This is a genomic window from Streptomyces sp. NPDC006711 (assembly GCF_042869775.1).
In the GTDB taxonomy this organism is placed as follows: Bacteria; Actinomycetota; Actinomycetes; order Streptomycetales; family Streptomycetaceae; genus Streptomyces.
Genome location: NZ_JBIAGO010000004.1, coordinates 413,387 through 429,547 on the forward strand (window position 1 = coordinate 413,387; position 16,161 = coordinate 429,547).

The following is a 16,161-nucleotide window of genomic DNA, read 5'->3' on the forward strand; positions in this document are numbered from 1 at the left end:
CCCGCGACTGGCGCGTGAGCGGCCCGCCATCCGCTACGCCATCTGCTCCGTGGTGCGTTGTCAGCGGTGGTCATCTGTGCTCCTCAGGTCACGCGGTGACGCCGGTCCTTTACGTACCAAAAATCGCAGCCGAGGCGGGCCGCAGGCGTCGCTCCCGAGCACGAGCCACCTCCCCCGCCAGGGGGAGCCGGTTCGTGCCCTCCTCGGGCGGAGCTCATGATGGGACGGAGCCGAGACTGCGCCCCGCGCTTCCGCGCCCACCAGATGTCCAGCACAGCCAGCACCTGGGGAATTGAGTGATCGCAGGGTTGCGCGAACCCGCCCCGGTGTCGCGGACCCGCCAATCTGGCACACATAGGTCGCGCCGCCGCGCTTGTAAGTGTCGTTCACCCCGCACCGCACCGCACCGCATCGCATCGGGTCCCAGTCCCGGCCGGGATTCGTATCGGAACCGGGTAACCCGGTGGCGTACAGCCGGTGTTCGGAACCCTGCCCGCCCCTGCCTGCCCCGCCGCCGGGCCGATCCGTCGACTCAGCTCCGCCAGACCGGCACCTCCGGCAACGACCCCGGCGGGTCGAGGGTGAGGCCGTGCCCGTCCGCGCGGCCGGTCAGCCAGCCGAGGAGAGCTGCCGCCGGCCCTGACACGCGCGGCCCACGCCCGTCGCCGACCGGACGGGGTACCGAGTCCTCGTCGGCGATCAGCACCATGCCTGGCACGTCGTCACGCTCACGCAGCCTGTCCGTCGTGGTCGCGAGTTCGCGGGCGACGAAGAAGGGGGGCCAGTCCGCAGGTTGGTGACCGCACCCCAGGTCGGTGTGGTGCACCTCAACCTCACGCAACAGGCTGCCCACGGCGCCTCGCACGGGCCGCATCCCCCCGCCCAGCCAGCGCACGGGCACATCCCACGCCGCTTCGGGATGCTCGGCGGCGGCTGTCAGGAACCCGCCCAGCGCACTGTGGAGGTCCGCCGCCAACTCGACGGCCGGCCGCCCCGCGCCCTCCTCGATTTCCCGCGTCCGCTGCGCCTCGTCGACGTACTGCGCGAGGTCCGCGCCCGTGCGGGCGGCAGTCAGCAGCCGGGTACGCGAGTCGGCGCTGCGGGCGATGTGTGTGAGTACGTGCGCGCGGGTCCAGCCGGGCAGCAACGAGGGGGCCCGCACGTCGTCATCAGCCAAGGCCGACGCCGAGGCGTGCAACCTTTGCACGGACGTGCGCAGCAGGGGCAGCAGAGCGGTGGGCGCCACACTTCCGTCGTACGTCATGGCATGTCTCCGTTCAATGTCCGCGCGTTCCTGTACGAGTTCCCCCGGAACCGTCCCGCACCCGCCCGCCCCAGCCCGCCCGCGCCCGTGCGGCCCGGCGGACATCCGCCCGAAGGGGCTCAGAGCGAAGTGCGGGCCGAAGGGGCAATGAGTTGATGGCGCGGACGCACGTACGCCGCACGCCGGGCCGCTGTAGTGGGCGCTGTAGTGGGGTGCCGGGTATCGCTCAGGCGAGGAACGACACCGCCGGAAAGGCAGGCGACGGCCCGTCGAGGAGGTGTCCCCGCCGATGGCGCAGATGTGCGTCGAAGAACGCGAGCGGGTACGCCTGTTGGATTCTTACGGCCTGGTCGGGATCGAGAGTGCCGATCACCTTCTGGAGCTGCTGCTCGCTCCATCCCCTCACCTTCGCCACCTGGGGGAACAGCGCCTCGTTGTCGCCGTAGGAGATGTGGACGGCGCCCTCGGCCTGGATGTTCAGCCGCCAGCCCCGCAGGTGCGACCAGAACGCGGCGGCCTCGGGGTCCGTGGCCCGGGTGAACTCGGCGGACATCATCATGAAGGGCCGGTCCAGGTCGCCGGCCAGCGGCGGGTTCATCTGCATCGGGCCGTCGAGGCTCAGCCCGGCCCGGATACGATCGTCCGCGACCATGGCGCACGCGGTGGCCGTTCCACCCTTCGACCAGCCGAACGCGCCTATACGCCGTGGGTCGAGGGAGCCGAGCAGCCCGGCCGGCAGGTCGCGCTGGGCCAGGTCCGGATTGCGGCCGGCGGCAAGCTGCTCGACGCAGTCCAGGACGAAGCGCAGGTCAGCGGCGAAATCCCCCGGCAGCGTCGGCGCCTTTTGGTCGCGGAGCGGGACGGCGACCCGGCCGTCGGGGAACGCGGTGTACGTGTCGTATTGATGAGCCACCGTCACGGCCGCGTATCCGTGGCTGGCGAGCTCCTGCACCATGACGGTGTGGTCGCCCTGGTGGCTGTGCGCGCCGTGCGAGAACACCACGACGGGCAGCCGTCGGCCCAACTGCCGCACGGGAGCGCCGACATGGCCGGAAGTGAGCGGAGCCAGGGGGAACAGGTCACTGAATCCCTGGTCGGTGAGGAACGCCTCAAGAGCGCCGTCCGGCATCCAGGGCGCCGGCGGATGGCACTCGATGCTCCGGGCCGGGTACCAAACGGTGGCCATCAGCTCGCGGAAACGCCCCGCACCTGCGATGTCGTCGGGGCGCGACCGGTCGATCAGGTGCAGTTGAACCGTGCCCACCGGGTACGGGCCGTTGGGCCGGGGCAGCGTGAACCGATTCGGGGCGGGCTCCGCACCCGGGTCCGCCCACGCGGGACCGGCGACGGCGGCAAGCGGCACGGCAGCCCCAGCGGCCAGCGCCGCTCCCAGCATGCGCCGACGCGTCATGCTTGTCCGGGCAGTGAAGGGCGTGGCGGTCATGGGTCCTCCGGCATCACGGGGATCGTGCCGCGACGGTGGGTCCGTGGGCACGGGGAACACTGCCACGGGCCCCTGCTGTGCGGCATCACCCCACGGATTTACGTCCTGAGACGTACGCCGTCGACGGTGTCCCCCTCCCAAGTACCGATCGGCAGCCGTCTCGCCGCGCCGGTACTCCTGAGGTGTGACATGAGACGGTCAGGGTCGCGGGGCGAGTTGGACGCCGGGTGCGCGGGCGGCGTCCGGGCGGCGTCGGGTGCGCTGAACTGCATGGACGTCGCACGGAGCGATGTCCATGCAGTCCGCTGGCGTCCGCACGGGCGGGGTGCGCTGACCTGGGGGGCGTGGCATGTCTGCATCATCATCGAGGGCCGATGAGTCCGGTGAAGTCGAGGGGGAGGATGAGGATTGGGTCAAGGGGTTCGAGACGTATGCCGGGTTCGACGCCGCCGGGGGGCCGTCCCGCCCGGCCGTCACGCCCGGGGCGCCTCGCTTCCGTTCGATGCGTGGGCTGGCAGCGGCCGTCACGGTATTGCTCGTGCTGGCGACTGCGGCGGCCGTGTACGGGCTCTTCGCCGACGTGAACGTCTTCCGCCTCTCGGGCCGGACGACGCCCTCCACGGGATTCGACGCGACACAGTGGGGTGAAGTCGATGCTGCCCGGGGTCCGGAATACGCGGCGTCTCAGCTGCAGCTGTGGGCCACGGTTGTCACGGCCGGCTTCTTCATCGCCTGGTTCCACCGCGCCCGGACGAACACCGAGGCCTTCGACCCGGGCGCGTGCGCCACGGGCCCGGGGTGGGCCATCGGGGCGTGGTTCGTGCCGCTCGTGAACTTCGTCATGCCCTGGCTGATCGCACGTGACATGACGCGCGCCGGCGTCAGGCCGGATCCCGCGTACGCGGGGCGCAAGGCGCCGCTCGCGCTGCTGAACGCGTGGTGGATCGTTTGGGTCTCATCGAAGGTCCTCACTCTGATCGGCTCACGCCTGCCCGCGGCAGATGATGAGACGGCCACGGCACACCAGACGGCCGGTGTGTTGATCGGCGTCGACGTGCTCACCCTCGCGGCCGCTGTCCTTGCGATCCTCTACGTGCGACAGCTGTCCGGGCTGCAACAGCGGGCGTACGCGGGGGTTACGGCCGCGAAGCCGGCGGAGCGACCTTTGGGGGAGCGCCCGGCCTGAGTGCCGAACGCGACCCTGCCGAACGTGACCCTGCCACACAGCGTAGGCGTAACGGCGGCCCTCAGCACCGCCGTGGCTGCCTCGAATGCCAGCCCCGCACCCCAACTCCGGCTCCCCGCTTCCCTTGTTGATGACGATGATCTCAGTGGCGGAGAGCGTGGGTAAGGAGTTCATGAGGTGCCATGTCCTGGCTCACGGGGCCGAGCCCGGACCGGGTGCGGGGTGGCTTCATGAAGCCACCCCGCACCCGGTCCGCAACCAGGCCGGAAACCGCCGACGGGCATCGGGGCCCTGGGCGACCGTCCGCGGTCGCTCACCGAAGGGCCGGCCGAGCCAGGGGCGAGAAACCTGGTGGGCGGATCACGACAAAACCGGGTACCGTCTTGGTCATGTTCTTCCAGACGCCGATTTACGAGTGAGCGCGTGACGGGCACCCGCTGACGTCCTTGGACGTCGCCGTGCCCGTCCCCCACCGATGAATCCGTAGATCACTCCACATCATTACCGGAGCACTCGTGACCGTGAGCAAGAACATCAACAACCCCGTGGGCATGGGCGGCGGCCAGCGAAAGAGGCTGTCCCGCGCCGAGCGGCAGAACAACGGGCCGCACCGCAACCTCGACCGTCAGGGCGCCGCCGACCAGAAGGCGGAGCTGGTGCGCAAGATGCGCGAGAAGACCGGCGCGGCCGACAACGCCGAGCAGACGAGCGACGGCGACGACACCGCACAGAGCTGACACACCCCCGCCGCGAGGCGGGCACCGTACAGGGGGCTGGGCCCGGGCCGCGACGCGCAGCCCGGGCCCAGCTGCCCTATCTGGCGCGGCCGGCACCGCTCAGTCCCGGTCGCCCCCGGGCTCGGCCGGCGGCCACCGGGCAAACCCGCGGCTCGGCAAGCCCGCCCCCTGCTGATCGCCGGTCTCCCCGGCCGTGAAGGGACCTCCGGCCTCCGGGCGGCGCAGGCCGCCAAGGGCCCTGGAGCACCCTGGACCGTACGGTGCTGCCGGTCTGCACCAGCCGGGGGAAGGCGGCTGGTTCGAGCTTCCCGCCGTGCTGCCACGGGCCCCACGGCCGTCTGCGACCACCCCGTTGCGAGCTACCCCTGACCGGATGACGCGTCCGGACGTCCCTCACCACCCGCATGACCCCCTCTCCGGGCCACTACGCCCGCTCGGCCCGCGATCACGCCGGGACGGCGTCGGGTCCGGGCTCCACGGGCTGCGCCCGAGTGGATCGGTCGTGCCGGTCGGCCGTGGTCGACTCCACCCCCGCCCGCTACGGGTCTGCCTACGCACGTTGCCGCAATGCGACCGCCCGGCGGTGGTGCCGCCGCTCCGTGTAACGCAGCCCCCAGGCACGTTTCTTGACGGACGATCAGGTGCCCCCGGTCGCTCGCGCCGCCGCAAGCACACGGTGACTTCCGTGACCACGTGCTTCGCACCTGCCGGCCGGGGTCCGCTACGGAGCGGGTCCGCCGAAGCGACCATTCCGCCCGTTTCATGATCCACTCATCCGGTATTGGGCCGTTTCCCCGCACCCCGACGTCGAAGGGACCCATGAACATGAACAACCGCATCAAGTACCAAGTGGTCCGAGCCCTCCTCATCTTCCACCCCCTGGTGGTAACAGTACGAGCGATGGTCCGGCTGCCACGTGCGATGGCTGTAGTCGTCGGTCTGACGCAGGCCGTCCGTGTGGTCGCCTTCCTGATGTACGTCACGGCCGCCTCGGCTGTCGTCTGGGCCATGGGGATGCACAGCCAGCCGGCCCCCCACACCGGGGTCCTCGTGCTGGTGTGGACGACGGTTGGCCTGGCCGTCGTACGAGCGGCTTTGCTGTGGAGCCGGCGGTGGTACGGCAAAAGCCGAGATTTCACCGCCGGCGGCCCCGGCGTCAGTCTGCGCAAGTCGCATGAGGCCGAACCGCTTGGCCCTGCTTCGCTGGACGACATGCCCTACGAGGTCCGTGGCTGGCTGGAGGACGTGCCCCGCCATGAGCCATGGTGGACCAAGGTGCGGCAACTCCTCGTCAGCGCAGGCCTCCTCGCGGCGTCGCTGACCGGCGTCCTCCTGGCGTCCCTGCCGAGCCAGACAAGCCAGCTCGCCCAGATTCAGCGCTCGGGTGCCGAAGTCGCGACCGGGAGCATAACCGGGCAACTGGACATCGTCAGAGAAGAGCACAACGAAGACGATCACGAGCGCATCGACGCCTACCACAGCAACGTGCGCGTCTCGGTCCCTGGCGCGGCCGAACCGCTCGCCGTCGGGCCGATCAGAAGCAGTGGCGGCCCGAGCCGGGCGATCCCCTCATGGTGCTCTGGTCCCCGAGCAACCCTTCCCTGGGCGGCCACACCGCCTCACCGGCAACATTGCGACGACTTGCGGAGGGCAAGTGGGAGATCGCCTTCCACGATGGTTCCGACATCGATCCGCAGCTGGCATTCGCCGGGGCGATGGTTCTCATACTGCTGCCCTTCATCTTCGCCTTTGCCTTCTGCTTCGACTGCGACATGCTGGCTGCCACCGCCTGGTCACCCCGCATTCAAACCTTCCACGCCCTGGTCTTCGCCGGCGCGGCCTACGGGTACACGGCCGCCCTGACCGGCCAACAGCCCAGCGCGCTACAGGACTTCTTGCAGGCAAGCAGCTGGTTGCTCCTCGCAGGACTCATCTTCAGCCCGGCTCTGCGACTGCTCGCAGGCGGGGGACGGCGCCTCCCGTGGCATGCACGCAGGTGAGCGGCCGGCGGCGCCGTCCTCGCCGAACTGCATGAGCGGGTCGTCGACCGTGCCGTGTCTGTGCGTGTGCGTCCGGGACACCGTGCTCCCTCCGGATGATCAATTCGGTGTTCCATTCCAAGAGGGGTCGCCGGGCGGTCGTGGGCCATTTCGCTCCGCTGGATCGGCCTGCGAGAGTGTGGCCATGAGTGACGTTGTTATCCGCCGGGCCGAGTTTGATGACGCTCCCGCGCTGGCGGCCATGCGCTGGCGGTTCAAGGTGGAGGACGGTGGAGATGAACTACCCCAGGGCGAAGAGGAGTTCACCGCCGAGTGCGAGCGGTGGCTGCGTTCCCGGATGATCGGGCCGTGGCGGGTCTGGGTCGCTGAAGTGGGCGGCCGGCCCTGCGGTCACGTGTTCGTGTGTCTGGTGGAGAAGGTTCCGAGTCCCTACCCGGACTCCGAAGCCCTCGGCTACGTGACGAACTTCTACGTCGTCCCCGAACAGCGCGATCGCGGTCTGGGCAAGGCTCTGCTCGACGAAGTGACCGGGTATGCGCGCGCTCACGGCCTGGATACGTTGATCGTGTGGCCGTCCGAGCGCAGTGCGCCGCTGTACCGGCGCTCCGGCTTCGACGGACCGGACGAACTCCTCGAACAACCCATCGCGCCCAGCTGAGCGAAGTTCTCGCAGTCACTGCGCGGACGCCTGCACCCTGCACGCCCTTCCGGCCGCGTTCGCCCTCACCCACACGCATGACATGCTGGGCCGGCTGGAGCGTCGCACCACCTCGGCCGGGGTAGGGGATCTGTCCGGACGCCCGGGGTCTCGCCCGCGCGCCCCGGCCACTGCTGCGTCCTGGCAGTCGTCCCGTCCAGTCAACAGAAGGCGTCGTCCCGATGGTTTCGCGCTTCAAACGCCCCCGCGTCCTTGTCCTCGGTGTCGCGCTCTGCCTCGGCGCGGCCGGTGCCGTCTGGTACGCGCTGCCCCCGCACGGGGACCAGCCAGGACCGGTCACGATCCGGGTCGACCAGGGAGGCTACGGCAGCGCCGAGCAGAAGGTCGCCTTCGCGATGGGGCCGGACGACAAGCTGGCCGGAGCGCGCTTCGAGGTGGTCGACGACGCCGGGCGGGCCGTCCTCACCGGCGGCCCCGGGGCCCGTACCGGGGCGTGGAACGAGGCCTACGACTCGGTACGTACCCTCGACCTGTCCGGGCTCACCTCGCCCGGCACCTACCGGCTGCGCCTGACCGGCACCGCCGACGCCACTTCCCCCCGCTTCACGGTGGCTCCCGCGAGCGAGCTGATGCGGAACCTGGCCGCCGACAACGTCCGCTTCTTCCAGGCGCAGCGCGACGGCGACCACATCGTCCCCGGCGCCCTCGGACGCAAACCCGCACACCTCACGGACGCTTCGGCGAGTGTTTACGCCGAGCCCCGGTACAACAAGGACGGCACCGAGCTGACGGCGCCGCTGCGGCGGGTCGGTGGTCCCGTCGATGTCGCGGGGGGCTGGTTCGACGCCGGGGACTATCTCAAGTTCACCCACACCGCCTCCTACGCGACGGACGAACTGCTCCTGGCGCAAAGGGCGTTGCCCGCCACCCCCGGGCTCGCGGCCGAAGCACAGCACGGACTGGCCTGGCTCGACAAGATGTGGGACGGCCACACCCGGACGCTGTACGCGCAGGTCGGCATAGGCGCCGGCACCAAGGACCTGCACAGCGACCACGACGTGTGGCGGCTGCCGGAAGCCGACGACGCGCTGCACGTGCGTCCCGGTGACCCGGACGACTTCGTCAAGTTCCGTCCGGTCTTCCGTGCCAACGAGCCCGGCGCGCCCATCAGTCCCAATCTCGCGGGGCGGGTCGCCGCGGCCTTCGCGTTGGCCGCGCAGACCGACGCGGCCCATGATCCCGCCGGGGCCCGACAGTGGCTGGCGAAGGCCGCCGCCGTCTATGGTCAGGCCGACACCCATGACCCCGGCCACCTCGTCACCACGTTCCCGCACGCCTTCTACTCCGAGGACTCCTGGCAGGACGACATGGAGTTCGGGGCAGTCGAACTGGCCCTGGCAGCAAAGGCGTTGGGCGATGACCGCGCCGGAGACTGGCAGACTCAGGCGGCGAAATGGGCGCGTGCCTACCTGGCATCGGACAACCTCGGCACACTCGGCATCTCCGACGTGAGTGCGCTGGCCCACGCGGACCTGCTGCGGCTGGGACCGTCGGAAGCCGTCGCCGCGGATCTGCGCCGCCAACTCGCCGACGGCGAGCGCCGCGCCGCGAAGGACCCCTTCCGCGCCGGCGCGGTCTACTCGGACTTCGACGCCGTACCGCACACCTTCGGCCTCATGGCCACAGCCGTCCTCTACGCGAAGGCGACCGGCGACCACCACTACGACGCCTTCGCCGGCCAGCAGCGCGGCTGGGCGCTGGGTGCCAACGCCTGGGGGACCAGCTTCATGATCGGTACGGGGGAACTGTTCCCGCACTGCCCTGCCCACCAGGTGGCGAACCTGGCGGGGAGCCTCACCGGCCGGGGCGCGGTGCTGCGTGGCGCGGTCGTCAACGGGCCCAACGGAGCCAAGAAACTCTCCGGCGACGACGACACCCTGGAGTCGACGCGTGCCTGCGAGGCGGGTGCCGACGACTGGAAGCGGTTCGACGGCAAGGGCGCCCGCTACGTCGACCAGGTGGGAGCCTGGCAGACGGTCGAGCCCGCCGACGACTTCACCTCGACGGCACTGCTCGCCTTCGCCCTGTCCGGGTCATAGAGGCACAGCAGGCGGGGTTTCGGCGGCCCGTTGCTGAGGCCCATCTCATCCGTCAGATCTGGGCCATGCCCGACAACACTCCTGCGGATCAGCGTCCACGTAGCCTTCCTCGTTCAGGTGCTGGGGATCGTCATGAGGGCCAGGGGTGTGGTGGTGGGTTGGTGGGAACCGCCCGCAGGCTCGATGGTGATGCCCATGCCGGACGCCTCGTCCACGTGACCGGAGAGCAGTACTGCCTCGGTGGCGTGGGCGGGGTCCAGGAGGCCGGCCGATCGCATGGACCCCGCGTCGGCGAACCAGAGTTGGTAGACCTTTCCCGCAGGCGGCCGGGGCAGGCGGGACGACAGGAACACGGCCTGGTTGCGGCTGCGGGCGACGACGAGGGTGCCTGCGGCATCGCCGCCGAGGCGCCCGTGCGTCGCCTTGGCGTCGGGCGCCGCCAGGACGTCGGCCAGTTGCTCGGCTCGGCTCTGGGCCGCTCGGGCCTGCTCCCGCGCCGTGTCGGCCTGCTGATGCTGCCAGGCGGCGACCGCGCCGAGCCCGACGGCCGCCGCGAGGCAGGCGGCGAGCGCGTACCGCGTCAGGGCGCGCCTGCGGCCGGTGCGCACCGCGGCGGGGAGCGAAGGCCCGGTGCGGGGGGCCTCCTGGCGTACGGCCCTGATCCTTCGCAGGACGTCGGCTTTGAGCGCCGCCGGGGGAGTGGTGGTCATGGCGAGTCCCAAGCGGCCCGCTGTGGCGGCCAGTTCGCGCACCTCCTGGGTGCAGGGCCCGCATGCGGCGAGGTGACGCTCGAACTCCTCGCGTTCGTCGGCAAGGAGCGCGTTCAGTGCGTAGGCACCGGTCAGCGTGTGCAGATCGGCGCTGGTCACGCGGTCACCCCCAGGCAGTCGCGCAGACGGATGAGGCCGTCGCGCAGGCGAGTTTTGATGGTGCCGAGCGGCACGGACAGCAGTTCGCCGACTTCGCGGTAGGTGAGGCCCCGGTAGTAGGCGAGGGTGACCGACTCGCGCTGCAACTCCGTCAGGGTGCGCAGACAACGGCGTACCGACTCGCGTTCCAGCCGGGTCTCCACCTCATCACTCACCTGGTCGAAGTCGGGGGTCCGGGCGAGCAGCGCGGCCTTGTTGTCCCGCTCGGCCGAGGCCTGCGCCGAGCGGACCCGGTCCACGGCTCGGCGGTGCGCGAGGGTGAGGACCCAGTTCATGACGCCTCCTCGCTCGGGCTCGTACCGGGCGGCCGTACGCCATACGTCCACGAGGACTTCTTGGGCCACTTCCTCGGACTGGGCCGGATCGCGCAGGACACCGCGCACCAGGCCGAAGACGGGCCCGATGACCGCGTCGTACAGCGAGGAGAACGCCTGCTCGTCACCACGCGCGGACCTGGCCAGGAGTTCGGCCAGATCGGGACCGACCTGATGTACCCCGCCGATGTGCACGGTTTCTTTCACCCGCTGATCCTCCCGGAGGTCGTGTCTGCACGGGTGATTCGGAGCCGGGGCGGCGCCGGATTGCCGCGAACGCTCCGTGGTTTCGGTTTTCGGCTTTCGGGTTCGGATTCGCCCGATCGCCTTCCGCCGAGGAACCGGCCGAGGGGGAGGAGAGGGGGCGAGGGGCCCGTGCGTTCGTGCCGACAGTGTCAGGCGCCGGACGGCCCGGGTGCCCGATCGTGACGACGGCCCCGGCACGGGATCGCGCCGCAGCGTGGCGCGAGCAGTCCTTGGGCCGCAATGCACCGCCGCTCACCTGGGGTTTCGTCCCACCGGGTCCCTGCCACGCTCCGTCAGCCGCGAGCATGGCGTGACTCGTTGGGACGAGTGGCCAATCCTGTGGCCCATCGGTTCCGAATAGGAGCCGTGATGAACATTCGCAGCAGAGGGATAGGGATCCGCCTTCCGCTCGCAGCCCTGTCTGGACTGCTGGCCGGTCTCCTCGCTCTCGCCGTCGCCGAGCTGGTATCCGCGGCGGTCCGCCCGGAGTCGGGACCGGTGATCGCGGTGGGCGGGGCGGCCATCGACCGCACGCCGCCCGCGCTGAAGGACTGGGCGATCCGCCACTTCGGGACCAACGACAAACTCGTCCTCCAGCTGGGCATTCTCGCGGTTCTCGCCCTGCTGGCCCTGGCGCTGGGTGCGCTGGCGCTGCGTGTTCGCCGTGCTGGGGCCGCCGGTGTGCTGCTGTTCGGCATCGTGGGCGCGCTGGCCGCGACCAGCCGTCCGGACTCGACAAGTGCCGCTGACGCACTGCCGTCCGTGGTCGGCGCCCTGGCCGGAGCGGTGCTGCTGTATGTGCTGGTGGGACGCTTGACCGCTCCGGTGCACAGCATGGCCGGACCTGGCGGTGGGGCGCCCGAGCCCGGCGGCGCGGTGGCCGGCCGGGCTCCAGCTCCGGGGCAGCCGGATGGCTGGGACCGGCGCGGGTTCGTGGTCGCGGCCAGTGTTGCTGCCGCCGCCTCGGTAGGGGCGGGCCTGCTGGGCCGGTCGCTGAACGGTTCCCGGGGCCAAGGAGCCGTGGCTTCCCGAGGCAGGGTGGTGATTCCGCCCCCTGCTTCGGCGGCTCGGCCGGTTCCCACCGGAGCTGTCCTGCACACCCCGGGCATCAGCCCCTTCGTCACGCCCACCACCGACTTCTACCGTGTCGACACCGCCCTGGTCATCCCGAAGGTCGATGCCACGCAGTGGCGGATGAGGATCCACGGGAAGGGCGTCAGCCGTCCTCTCACCCTCACGTTCCAGGATCTTTTGGGGCGCCCCTTGATCGAGCGGGACATCACGTTGGCCTGTGTCTCCAACGAGGTCGGCGGCCCGTACGTGGGGAACGCACGGTGGATCGGGGTGCCGCTGGCCGGCCTGCTCAAGGAGGCGGGGGTGAGGCCGCCGTCGCGGGGCGGGCCGGCCGACCAGCTGGTGGCGCGCTCGGTGGACGGCATGACGATCGGCACGCCCGTCGAGGACATCATGGACGGCCGCGACGCGATGCTCGCCGTGGGCATGAACGGCGAACCCCTCCCGTTCGTGCACGGCTTCCCGGTCCGCATGGTGGTTCCGGGTCTGTACGGCTACGTCTCGGCGTGCAAGTGGCTCCAGGACCTGGAGCTGACCACGTTCGATGCCTACGACTCGTACTGGGTCAAGCGGTCCTGGGCCAAGAAGGCGCCGATCAAGACCGAGTCCCGTATCGACACCCCGAAACCGTTCGCCCGCCCGAAAGCCGGGACGGTGATGATCGCCGGCGTGGCCTGGGCGCAGCACCGGGGGATCGACCGGGTCGAGGTACGGGTGGACGACGGCGCCTGGACACGGGCCGACCTCGCCGCGGCGGACACCTCCGACACCTGGCGTCAGTGGTCCTTGCCCTGGAAGGCCACCCCCGGCGGGCACACCCTGACGGTCCGGGCCACCGACCGCACCGGTCGGACACAGACCGAAGAGCGCACTCCGACCATCCCGGACGGCGCCAGCGGCTGGCACTCGGTGGTGATCACCGTGGACTGACCTCTGTGGTGAAGCCGCCCTGTCGTGAAAACCGACTCATGCGCTTACCAGCCCCCTGCTCCCACTTCCGCGCGGACGCAGCACTCCGCCGTACCCTCCCGCCCATTCCCAAGGAGAAGTCATGAACAACACCCCGCGTTTCCGTCGTGCCGCGATCGCCGTCACGGCGGCCGCCGTCCTGCCTCTGGTGCTGAGCGCGTGCGGAGGTGATGACAGCAAGAAGGACAGCTCCGCGTCGTCGTCCGAGGCGTCCGCGCCGACGGGGGCCCAGTCGTCGAGTGGCAGTGACACGTCGATGACCGACAAGCCGTTCGGTGCCGCGTGTGCGTCGGTGCCGAAGGACGGCGCGGGTTCGTTCGACGGCATGGCCAAGGACCCGGTCGCCACCGCCGCGTCGCACAACCCGGCCCTGTCCACGCTCGTCGCCGCGGTGAAGAAGGCCGGCCTCGTCGACACGCTCAACAACGCGCAGAACGTCACGGTGTTCGCGCCGACCAACGACGCCTTCGCGAAGATCCCCAAGGCCGACCTGGACAAGGTCCTCAACGACAAGGCCACCCTGACCAAGATCCTCACGTACCACGTGGTGGGTCAGAAGCTCACGCCGCAGCAACTGGAGAACGGCTCCTTCGACACACTGGAGAAGGGCAAGGTCACCACGTCCGGCTCCGGCACCGCGTACAAGGTCAACGATTCCGCCAACGTGGTCTGCGGCAACGTGCCGACCGCCAACGCCACCGTCTACATCATCGACACCGTGCTCATGCCCAAGTAGACACGAGCCCGTGGCGGAGGAGTCGAGCGGCCCCAAGTCCCGGCAAGTGCGCGCTGATTGGCGACGTTCACGCCGCCGAGAGGGGTCGCTCGGCCCTTGGCTCTTGACCGTTGTCCCCGGATGGATTTCAGCGGGGGCGGGGTTGCTGGCCGCGCGCCGCCATCCCCTGGTCACCCCACCGCTTGGCAGGGCGGACTGCCTTGACGCCGCGTCAGTGGCGCCCGGGCGTGCGATTTCGGGCGTAGTGGCGGGCGGCCCGCACGCGGTCGCCGCAGCGCGTCGAACACCACTGCCGGGCGGCGTGGGTGCGCAGGAAGTAGCGGATGCAGCCAGGTGCCCCGCAGGCGGCGACCGACGCCGCCTCGGGGCCGGTGAGCAGGTCGACGGCGTTACGGGCGAGGCGGGTGAGGGCGGCGTCGACGGGAGTGCCGCTGGATGGCAGCGACTCTCGGTGGGGGCCTTGGGCCGGGTCGTCCCAACGCAGTTCCTCGGTGAACTGTGCCGCGTTGAGCGCGGCGTTGAGCTCGGCGAGCGCGGCCGCGTCGGGGAGTACGCCGTCGAGGTGTGCGGCGAGCAGCGTGCGTACGGCCTCGCGCAGGGAGCGGAGGCGGTCGGCGCTGCCGGGGTCCAGCGAAGTGCGGGCCGGGAGCAGGCCGGCGCCGGCCAGCCAGTCGCCGGCGGCGGCGGTCTCCGCGAGGTCGTCGAATTCGCCGCTGGGCCGCATGGTCCGCGTGTTGACGAGGCCGAGCGCGGGGTGGCGCTCCGCGCCCGGGGCGGACGGCAGCGGCGGCGGGTCGGTGGGGGTGGTTCCGGCGTGCGAAGTACTCACATCATCACGATACCTGTTGCCGTTTGCCGTGAGAATCGCTACGGTCATTCTCACGGCAAATAACTCAGCAACCCGTTAGAGGTCACGCAATGTCTGCTTCTGCGCTGTCCATCCTTTCCCTCGGTGGTCCGACCGCTCTCCTCAACTACGGAGGCCTGCGCCTGCTCACCGACCCCACCTTCGACGGCCCCGGCGACTACCACAGCGAGACCGGCAACATCCTCACCAAGCTGGCTCCGGCCGCGCTCGGGGCCGATGAGATCGGCCCGGTCGACGCCGTGCTGCTCTCCCACGACCAGCACGCGGACAACCTCGACGACTCCGGCCGCCGTGTTTTGGCGAAGGCATCGCTCACCGCCACCACTCCGGCCGCCGCGGCCCGCCTCGGTGGCACGGCCCGCGGCCTCGCGCCCTGGGAGTCCCTGGAGCTGGCCCGGCCGACGGGTGACCCGGTGGTCGTCACCGCCGTCCCGGCCCGCCATGGGCCGGAGGGCTGCGAGTCGGTCACCGGCGACGTCACCGGCTTCATTCTGTCCGCCGCCGGCCTGCCCACCGTTTACGTCAGCGGCGACAACGCCTCGCTGGACCTCGTCCGGCAGATCGCCCGGAGGGTGGGCGCGGTGGATACCGCGCTGCTGTTCGCGGGCGCCGTCCGCACCCGGCTCTTCGACGGCGCGCTGCTCACGCTGGACAGCGCGCAGACCGCCGAGGCCGCCGCCGTCCTCGGTGTTCGTCGCGCCGTCCCTGTGCACTTCAACTCCTGGATGCACTTCACGGAGGGCGCCGCCTATCTGCGGACCGCGTTCGAACGCGCGGGCCTGGAGGACCGACTGGTGCTTCTCGGCCCCGGGGAGTCGGCGACAATCTGAGGGCGCGAACGCTCGGAAGGTGCTGGTACCTCCAACGCGCCATGGCCGGGGCGGGAGCCTGGCCTTGGCCGAGGAACATCCGGTCAGTCCCCCCGTTACGGGGCCGGAGGTCGCGCGGTCGCGGATGCTGCTGGGCCATTGGCGCGGGGTGTCGTCGCGGTTGCGAGGGCTGGGTGTGCCTGCCGTCCTGCCATTGTCGCCACGTCTTCAATTCGCTTACCAGGCAAGGTGGTTCGAGCTGATGAGTCACCCACCGTCATCATGCGCCGCCGCGCATCTGTGGCGTGGAAGCGGGGCGCAGGGACCACCCAGGCCGCGCGCATGAGGTGGGAGTTGTCCCGGTCATCGAGCTGCTGTCCGCGTGCGCCGAGAAGACCCCTGGGGTCGGCGCGGTGCGGCCGCACCCGTCGGTACGGGTCTTCAGCGGGTCGGCCGTCGTACTTCGGGCCGCTGCATGGCCTCGTCCTGGGCACCCCAACTGCCTGGCAGGTTGGGGTGCTTGGGGCCCCGCCGCGCGGGTGGGGCGGCGCAGGACCCGCTCGGGCCTCGGCGCTACCCAGGCACGGGGGCGGTGGCGTACTTGTCGGTCTGGTCGTACTGGTGGTCCTCACCGTCACCTCAGCGATCACTGCGGTGGTGACGCGGCGTCGGCGGCCGAATAGAGGACCGCCTAGCGCGGGCCCGGCCGCCCGCCCGCACGCACATCACGGTCCGCCTGGCGGACGTCACAGAGGCCGAGACCAGCCAGCTCCCCAGTGCGCAGCGCCCCGCCGTGGGACGGGCCGTCGCCGGCAACGGTCTCGGTGC

General features: G+C 70.7%; 13 protein-coding genes. 8 read left to right on the forward strand and 5 right to left on the reverse strand.

The window, feature by feature from the left end; translation table 11 throughout:
* Window positions 1-532: 532 nt before the first annotated feature.
* Both ACFYM2_RS12450 and ACFYM2_RS12455 read right to left on the reverse strand, forming a co-directional pair.
* Window positions 533-1,264: a maleylpyruvate isomerase family mycothiol-dependent enzyme gene (locus ACFYM2_RS12450; protein WP_388461749.1), complete on the reverse strand. Its 732-nt coding sequence runs from the start codon at window positions 1,262-1,264 to the stop codon at window positions 533-535.
* A gap of 226 nt (window positions 1,265-1,490) precedes the next feature.
* Window positions 1,491-2,708 (reverse strand): alpha/beta hydrolase family protein, encoded by a 1,218-nt coding sequence (locus ACFYM2_RS12455; RefSeq protein ID WP_388835691.1) that lies wholly within the window; start codon window positions 2,706-2,708, stop codon window positions 1,491-1,493.
* A 538-nt stretch (window positions 2,709-3,246) separates the two neighbouring features.
* Between ACFYM2_RS12455 and ACFYM2_RS12460 the strand changes: the two genes are divergently transcribed.
* The 5 genes from ACFYM2_RS12460 (at window position 3,247) to ACFYM2_RS12480 (ending at window position 9,388) form a co-directional block, all read left to right on the forward strand.
* On the forward strand, window positions 3,247-3,894 hold the full coding sequence (locus tag ACFYM2_RS12460) for a DUF4328 domain-containing protein (RefSeq protein WP_358997803.1): 648 nt from the start codon (window positions 3,247-3,249) through the stop codon (window positions 3,892-3,894).
* A gap of 515 nt (window positions 3,895-4,409) precedes the next feature.
* A complete protein-coding gene (locus ACFYM2_RS12465) occupies window positions 4,410-4,631 on the forward strand; it encodes a DUF6243 family protein (protein WP_350234365.1) in 222 nt (73 codons plus the stop codon).
* 1,571 nt (window positions 4,632-6,202) lie between these two features.
* Window positions 6,203-6,631, forward strand: a complete 429-nt coding sequence (locus tag ACFYM2_RS12470) for a hypothetical protein (RefSeq protein ID WP_359008323.1) — start codon at window positions 6,203-6,205, stop codon at window positions 6,629-6,631.
* 184 nt (window positions 6,632-6,815) lie between these two features.
* Window positions 6,816-7,289, forward strand: a complete 474-nt coding sequence (locus ACFYM2_RS12475) for a GNAT family N-acetyltransferase (RefSeq protein ID WP_388835695.1) — start codon at window positions 6,816-6,818, stop codon at window positions 7,287-7,289.
* A 221-nt stretch (window positions 7,290-7,510) separates the two neighbouring features.
* The gene (locus ACFYM2_RS12480; protein ID WP_388835697.1) at window positions 7,511-9,388 is read left to right on the forward strand and encodes a glycoside hydrolase family 9 protein; all 1,878 of its coding nucleotides are present in this window, start codon (window positions 7,511-7,513) and stop codon (window positions 9,386-9,388) included.
* A gap of 113 nt (window positions 9,389-9,501) precedes the next feature.
* Here ACFYM2_RS12480 and ACFYM2_RS12485 read toward each other — a convergent pair whose 3' ends face one another.
* Window positions 9,502-10,257, reverse strand: coding sequence for an anti-sigma factor domain-containing protein (locus ACFYM2_RS12485; RefSeq protein WP_388835700.1), 756 nt, complete (start codon window positions 10,255-10,257; stop codon window positions 9,502-9,504).
* On the reverse strand, window positions 10,254-10,838 hold the full coding sequence (locus ACFYM2_RS12490) for a sigma-70 family RNA polymerase sigma factor (protein WP_388835703.1): 585 nt from the start codon (window positions 10,836-10,838) through the stop codon (window positions 10,254-10,256). Before ACFYM2_RS12490 ends, ACFYM2_RS12485 begins: the two co-directional genes overlap by 4 nt.
* A gap of 408 nt (window positions 10,839-11,246) precedes the next feature.
* Here ACFYM2_RS12490 and ACFYM2_RS12495 point away from each other — a divergent pair, with 408 nt between their 5' ends.
* Both ACFYM2_RS12495 and ACFYM2_RS12500 read left to right on the forward strand, forming a co-directional pair.
* Entirely contained in the window at window positions 11,247-12,881 is a 1,635-nt protein-coding gene (locus ACFYM2_RS12495) for a molybdopterin-dependent oxidoreductase (protein ID WP_388835706.1), read from the forward strand.
* A 121-nt stretch (window positions 12,882-13,002) separates the two neighbouring features.
* A complete protein-coding gene (locus ACFYM2_RS12500; protein WP_388461733.1) occupies window positions 13,003-13,656 on the forward strand; it encodes a fasciclin domain-containing protein in 654 nt (217 codons plus the stop codon).
* A gap of 211 nt (window positions 13,657-13,867) precedes the next feature.
* Here the strand turns inward: ACFYM2_RS12500 and ACFYM2_RS12505 are convergent, their stop codons facing one another.
* The gene (locus tag ACFYM2_RS12505) at window positions 13,868-14,485 is read right to left on the reverse strand and encodes a CGNR zinc finger domain-containing protein (RefSeq protein WP_359008336.1); all 618 of its coding nucleotides are present in this window, start codon (window positions 14,483-14,485) and stop codon (window positions 13,868-13,870) included.
* Between the two features lie 89 nt (window positions 14,486-14,574).
* Between ACFYM2_RS12505 and ACFYM2_RS12510 the strand changes: the two genes are divergently transcribed.
* A complete protein-coding gene (locus ACFYM2_RS12510; RefSeq protein WP_359008338.1) occupies window positions 14,575-15,354 on the forward strand; it encodes an MBL fold metallo-hydrolase in 780 nt (259 codons plus the stop codon).
* Window positions 15,355-16,161: the final 807 nt, after the last annotated feature.